Origin of the sequence: Henriciella sp., from assembly GCF_049649345.1 — a bacterium.
Taxonomy (GTDB): domain Bacteria; phylum Pseudomonadota; class Alphaproteobacteria; order Caulobacterales; family Hyphomonadaceae; genus Henriciella.
On sequence record NZ_JBARZC010000343.1, the window covers coordinates 1 to 6,493 of the forward strand.

Annotated in this window: 8 protein-coding genes; all 8 read left to right on the top strand. The window is 61.7% G+C overall.

Annotated elements, in window-relative coordinates:
• Nucleotides 1–499 (top strand): portal protein (locus WA989_RS09350; protein ID WP_424340232.1); only part of this gene is annotated, 499 nt, incomplete at its 5' end.
• Complete coding sequence (locus WA989_RS09355) at nucleotides 462–842, top strand: hypothetical protein (protein ID WP_424340233.1); 381 nt, start codon at nucleotides 462–464, stop codon at nucleotides 840–842. The genes WA989_RS09350 and WA989_RS09355, both read left to right, overlap by 38 nt.
• Nucleotides 839–1,795 carry a hypothetical protein gene (locus tag WA989_RS09360; protein ID WP_424340234.1) on the top strand — a complete coding sequence of 319 codons (957 nt, stop codon included), beginning with the start codon at nucleotides 839–841 and terminating at the stop codon, nucleotides 1,793–1,795. The genes WA989_RS09355 and WA989_RS09360 overlap by 4 nt, the downstream gene beginning before the upstream one ends.
• An 86-nt stretch (nucleotides 1,796–1,881) precedes the next feature.
• On the top strand, nucleotides 1,882–2,763 hold the full coding sequence (locus WA989_RS09365) for a phage capsid protein (RefSeq protein ID WP_424340235.1): 882 nt from the start codon (nucleotides 1,882–1,884) through the stop codon (nucleotides 2,761–2,763).
• A gap of 60 nt (nucleotides 2,764–2,823) precedes the next feature.
• On the top strand, nucleotides 2,824–3,102 hold the full coding sequence (locus WA989_RS09370; protein WP_424340236.1) for a hypothetical protein: 279 nt from the start codon (nucleotides 2,824–2,826) through the stop codon (nucleotides 3,100–3,102).
• A gap of 96 nt (nucleotides 3,103–3,198) precedes the next feature.
• A complete protein-coding gene (locus WA989_RS09375) occupies nucleotides 3,199–3,816 on the top strand; it encodes a hypothetical protein (protein WP_424340237.1) in 618 nt (205 codons plus the stop codon).
• A complete protein-coding gene (locus WA989_RS09380; RefSeq protein ID WP_424340238.1) occupies nucleotides 3,813–4,169 on the top strand; it encodes a hypothetical protein in 357 nt (118 codons plus the stop codon). Before WA989_RS09375 ends, WA989_RS09380 begins: the two co-directional genes overlap by 4 nt.
• Nucleotides 4,166–6,415, top strand: coding sequence for a hypothetical protein (locus tag WA989_RS09385; protein WP_424340239.1), 2,250 nt, complete (start codon nucleotides 4,166–4,168; stop codon nucleotides 6,413–6,415). The genes WA989_RS09380 and WA989_RS09385 overlap by 4 nt, the downstream gene beginning before the upstream one ends.
• Nucleotides 6,416–6,493: the final 78 nt, after the last annotated feature.

Here is a 6,493-nt window from a genome sequence, read left to right on the forward strand (position 1 = left end):
GCCGGATGAGCAGGGCGCGGTCCGGTCACCGACGGAAATCATCGCCCGCCTGCGCCAGCTGACCAATGACATTGCCGGCCATTTCGGCCGCCTGAAGCGCGAGATCATCGTGCCGATCGTCATGCGCGTGCTCGATATACTCGACCAGTGGGATCTGCTGCCGACCATGGTGCGGATCGACAATCTGTTCGTGACGGTGCGTGTGCTGTCAGCGCTTGCCGATACCCAGGCGCTTGATGACGCCGACCGGGCTGTGCGCTGGCTGGCAACGGCGCTCGACATTCTCGGGCCAGAGCAGATCGATCTCGTCGCGGACCGTGTGCGGGCTGTCCAGTACCTGCACGAGGTCATGAACGCGCCGACCGAAGTTATCAGGACGCCGGACGAGACCAAGAAAAACGTCGCCAATGCGCTGGCCATTGGCGAAAAAATTGTAGCCGACCAGCAACAGGACCCCCAAAATGCAGGAAACCCAGCTCAATCTGCGCCAGGAACATGAAAAGCTGCTCGAGCTCGCCGAGGACTTATTCGGTGAGGACGGGCGCGACCAGGTCAGCAAGGCCGAGAAGCACAGGCGCGATCGCGCCTATGCGGATGCGGCAATGGCCAAGGCGATCAAGCGGACGTTCAGCTCCAATCACGGCCGCAAGACGCTTGCCTGGCTGAAATCGATCACGGTCGACAGGGAGGTGGTCGGCTTGGCTGAATTACTCGAGGAAAAGCCGGAAGACCGCGTCCTCCTCCAGGCCGGACGCGCCGGCGGCAATGAAATCTACCTGCAGGTCATTCTCGCAATGGCCCAGGCAGACGCTCTTGAAAACCAGAACGGAGACGAAGAATGAGCCCCAGACATATGAAATGGTTCATGCGCGGCGAGACCGCGCTTAACCCCTTTCTTTGCCATGCTGATGATGGCAGCGGCGATGACGACAAGGGTGGCGGGGGTGGCGGCGCTGACGACAAAGGCGGCGGCGCTGACGACAAGGGTGGCGGCGCGGACGACAAGGCAAAGGGTTCGCTCGGCGACAGGCTGAAAGGCCAGCAGCAGCAGGACGACAAGGGCAAGAACCCGCTCGACAAGGTCGACCCGCCGAAAGATGGCGCTTTCGATCTCGCCCAGATCCCCGAAGCCTATCGCGGCAAGGATGCCGATGAGACGCTGGGCAAGATGTTCGGCAAGCTGAAAGAATACGAGACAGCCGCAGAGGCGCGCGGCAAGGCGCCAGAGCGAGCCGAAGACTACCCCTTGAAGCTCAGCGAGACAGCGGCAAAATTCTTCAACCCCGAAACCGATCCGGTGATCGCGGCTGTGCGCAAGATCGCGCTCAAGCAGGGCATGGGCTCGAATGAGTTCCAAAGTACGTTCGGGCCGGTCATGGAGGGCCTGGTCGAGAGTGGACTGATCGATGAGCCGCTCGACCTCGACAAGGAAGTCGAGAAGCTGGGGGAAGATGGCCCGAAGCTCTACAGCCAGGCCGAAGGCTACATCCAGCGCCAGGAGACCAAGCTCAAGGATCTTGCCGGCAACGCCAAGGCCGACATGGAGGACGTGATCGGCGAGATGAAGCTGCAGCTGGAAACCGCTTCAGGGATCAAATACCTCAATTATGTCGCCGGTCTGAAAGCCGAGCAGGGGCCGGGCGTGCCGGGTGACCCGCTGTTCTCGGGCGAGATCACGCGCGATAAAATTCGCAAGATGCGGCAGGATCCGCGCTTCGACACGACCAGCCGCGAGCACGATCCGGACTATCGCAAGCGTGTCGACGAGCTCGCCAGGCAAGTGATGGGCGGCTGATCGGCTGGCCTGAAAGTCAACACAGGAAAACCGCGCTTATCGTCCTGCTCTTCAATCACCCATGACGGGGACAAGAGGAGCAGGGCATGAGCGACGGCGTAAATCCAACATTCCCGGAATGGATGCAGACCGAGTGGGATGACAAGATCATCCATCTTTATCAGGATCATGGTGGCCGTGTCGCCAATACGGTCCGCAAGAAAGTCGTCACTGACGCAAAGGACATGATCTTCCGCACGATCGGCAAGATCACGGTCGAGAAGATTACCGGCGACGGCAAGCGCAAGCGCTCCGGCGCGAAGCGGCAGAAAATCACGCTGACGCCCGAGGCCGTCGGCACGCTGCTCGAGGTCAAGGAAGCCGACCTGCTGCGCCTGACGCCGGACGATCGCGATCACCAGCAGCTCGAAGCCTACAAGGCCTTTTCGCGCGATCTCGATGATGTCGTCGTCGCGGCCGGTGTGGCCGGCGCCAAGTCGACATCGATCGGCGGGTCGGGCGGCACCGACTTCATGTCGCCGGTCATGATCGGCTATATGTGGGAAGAGCTGAATGCCCAAGGCATCTATCAGGGCGAGGAAGAAGTCTATTGCCTGATCAGCCCGCGCATGCACTCCCACCTGATGCGGTTCAAGGAATATGCGAGCGCTGACTATGTCGGTCGCGATCTGCCCTTCAAGATGAAGGGTAAAACCTATCACGACATCAACTTCATCACTTTCTCGCGCCTGCCGGTGTCGAGCAATGTTCGCACGGGCATCTTCTACACCTATGAGAGCCTCTGCCTCGGCATCCTGCAGCAGCAGCGCACGATCTGGTCCTGGGAAAATACCGAGGATCTCTGGCTCGGCAACATGAAGGCCGAGCGCGACGCTGCGCGCCTGATCGAGAATGGTGTCTTCAAGTTCGAGGTGAATGAGGCGATCACGCCGGAAAGCATCGATCCTGAAGCCTATACGGCGTCCTAATCCATGGTCGGGCCGGTGAGCGGCCCGCCTGATCTAACCTTGCTGGCCCTGGAGGGGTAAATGGCACTGACAACTGCAAATCTTCGCCGCGTTTCAGAAGGCTGCGCCGATGGTGAAAAGCGCCACGGCCGGTTCATGTACAAGACCGATGACACCAAAGCCCAGGTCGAGACCAATGGCTATTTCGATGCAGCGGCCGAGCACTTCACAGAAGGCGTCGGCGACGTTCTCGAAGTCATCACCGATGCCGACGGCACCCCGGTCCTGCACACTTATCTCGTGACGCGCACGGCCGGCGGTATTGCGCTGACGCTCTCCGTCGCGACAGCGGCAGCATAAGGCTTCCCTCCTCCCGGGAAGGGGCGATGTGGGGCGGGCGGCGCGCTGGAGACAGCCGCCGCCCGTTTTCGTTGACAGGCCAGAAAGGATCCCCCGATGAGCGAAGCAGCGACCCAGGCGAAACTCTCCATCTTCAATGATGCGATGGATGTCGCCGACAAAAAGGCGATCGAGGCCTTCGGCTCAGACAGCCCGACAGGCGCGCAGGCTTCGAGGCGGTTCGCGCGTGTCGCCGAATTCATGCTGGCGATCTATCCCTGGACCTTCACCAAGAGTTTCGTGCAGATGTCGAAGCTCGCCACACCGCCGGCGAGCCTGTTCGATAATGTCTTTGAAGCCACGGGCGGCGGCACGGTCCTGGCGCTCTATGATGATCTGGAGTGTACCCGGCCCTTCCTCGATTTTCGCAAGCTGGGCGCCTATTACCCTGCCAATGCCGATGCCCTGTGGGCTGAAGTGCGCAGCAATGTCCCGGATGACAGCATCCTCAGATGGCCGCAGGCCTTCCGTGAGGCGATGGTCAAGGCGCTGGCGGCCGACCGTGTCGACAGCCGGACGAAGCGCGCCGATCTCCTGGCGGAGGCCTTCGGCACGGGCGACGCCTATCCGCGCGGCGGCCTGATGGCGACGGCGGCCGAGGAGGACGGCCAGATCGAGCCGGGCGGTGTGATGACGCTGCAGCTTGGCTCATTGCTGGATGCGAGGCGGTCATGAAATATACCGCGCCCCAATTCACCATGAATGCCGGGATCTACAGCCCGGAGCTTGCCGAGCGCGAAGACACCGAAGCGTATTATGCGTCGGTCCGCGACATGCTCAATATGCGGCCTGTGGCTGAAGGGGGCGCGGATCTGCGCCAAGGGCTGGCAAGAGGCAGCCTGCAGCGCGGCGCGCTGACGCTGACCGAGCTGGATGGCGTGACCTTCACCGCGCATGCGAGTGCGAGCTTCACCGAAGCCGGCGAGGATCTGACGGATGCCGGCGGCGGCGTGACCGATCCGCCAGTCTATCCTGGGTTTGACCCTGATGATCTCTGGCTCGATGGCATTTCGGGAGTGTATGCGTGAACGCGACAGGCGCTTTATCCCTTTCAAGCATTCCGGCCGTCACCGGCATCGTTCTCCTGACAATGGCGCTCAATGCTAGTGTCAATGTCGGGGCGGTCGATCTTTATGGCGCTGCGATCACCGGCGACACAGAGGGCGAGCTGCACCTTGAATATTCGACGAACGGGTCGACCTGGACCAGGGCGGGGCCGACCGTTCCGGTCTACGCCACTGCGCGCGATGTTCGCCTGCCGGTTGCGCCGGACATGGTCAAGCCAGTTACACATCTGCGTCTTGTGATCGACAATGGATCGCCTGTCTCCGGGGAGGCGTTCTCTGCGTCCTCTGTAACAGTGCTGACGCAGGCCGCGCCTGATGGCAATATCCGCTTCTGGCCATTCTCTGCGCCGGAAGGGGCGGCCTATATGCTGGCCGTGACCGGCGGTAATGCCGATGTCTATCGCGATGGTGGGTATAAGGCGTCCATCCCCTTGCCCTATTCGACGAGCCAGGTGCTTCGCGTCCGGACAGACAAGCGGCTCGATACGCTGATTGCCAGTCACGAAAACGTCCCGGAGCACCTGGTTATCAGGGATGATGCCGATGATGCCTGGATATCCAGGCCTGCGGTTTTCAAGAACGTTCCGCTCGAGCAATTTGAGGGCGAGACTTATACGAACGGCAAGAATGAGAAGCAGGTGCTCTTCTTCAGGGGGTTCTCGGGTGGCGATACGTTTAATATCGTGCTCGACGGCGAGCGCACCAGTAATGTCGCGGTGCCGGCGAGCTTCACGGGCATCGAGACGGCCGTGAAGTCGGCGCTTGAGGCGCTCGACAATCTCGGTGCCGGCCAGACGATCTGTACCAAAACCGGGAACAAGGAAGTCACTGTCGAATTTACAGGCGACGCCGGTCAGAAGGACTGGCCGCAAATGTTCATCTCCGTCGTCGACAGCACTGACGGCGTCGGCGTCGTCTCGACGATCCAGGAGGGCGAAGAGGGCGGTGAAGCGATGATAAGCCCGAGCCGGGGCTATTCGCGCTGCGCGATGTTCTGGAGCGGGCGGACAAACCTGCTCGGCCTCAAGGCCCTGCCACTGACCGGGATCGCGACGCAATATGGCGATTATTTCAATTTCAACCAGGGCTCGGCGCGCGCGACCGACGGGCTTGAATACCTGATCGACAGCGATGATGATGATGGCGTGCGCGCGGTCCAGAAAAAAGCGCGCCATCCGCTGCTTTTTACGTCTTCGGGTTGCTGGTATCTGCCGGTCGATGCCCTGTCGGGCGAAACCCCGCCGGGCGCCTTGCCGGCCTCGCAGGTGGGTTTCGAGGATGTCGTGCCCCCGCTGGCTTTTGATGGCGGCACGATGTTTGTCCAGTATGGCGGCACGATCGTCAATTATCTCGAATGGACGGGCGGCGACGGTGAATGGGTGGCCAGCGATGTGTCCGTGCGCGCGAGCCACCTGATCGTCCGGCCTGTCGACGCGGCGGTGCGCGAAAGCGCGCGGGGCTACAAGTCGGCCCTCTATCATCTCATTCGCGAGGATGGCGAGGTGGCAAGCTTTGTCTCGAAACGCTCTGAGAATGTCGCCGGCTGGGCCCGGATGACCACGCCGGCCGGCAGGATCCTCGCCATGAAGGCTGATAAGCTCGGCCGAATCTATGCGGCCGTGAGGCGTGTCGCCGGCGAGACTGTCCATTGGACGGTCGAGACGGAGTCAGCCGCCCTGACGCTGGATGGGGGCGCCATTGTCGAGCTCGACAATGAGGACACGATTGCGGCGCCGCAGCTCGACGGCCTGCCGGTCTGGGTTACGGACGGCAATAACGCCTATGGTCCTGTCACTGTGTCCGGCGGAGAAATCGTGCTCGATGAGCCGCTGACGGGAAGCGTCGAATATGGCCTGCTCTATGACGCCTGGATCGAGCCGCAGGATGTGCGCGGCAATACGGAGATTGGCAGCCTCGCAGGTGTGCTGAAGCATGTGCAGAAAGTTCGCGTGAAGCTCCTGTCCAGCCTGCCGCCGAAGATCTCGATCTATGACAAGGCCTGGCCGATGGAGGTCAGCGCCGATGCCATCCAGGAAGGGCTCGACACGACGGCCGGCCCGATCGCCGGCAGGATCACCGGCTGGGTCGAGCAGGATGATTTTGACGGGGATGGTGAAACGGCTGATTTCCGCCTGTATCGCCACTTGCCCGGCCCGTTCCGGATCCAGGCGATCAAGACCACCATCAACATTCCGAAGGAGGATTAGGCCATGGCTTCTGTGCTAATTGCGATCGGCACAACGGTCGCCTCGGGCGCGGCGGCAGCCGGCGGCACGATCGCCGGC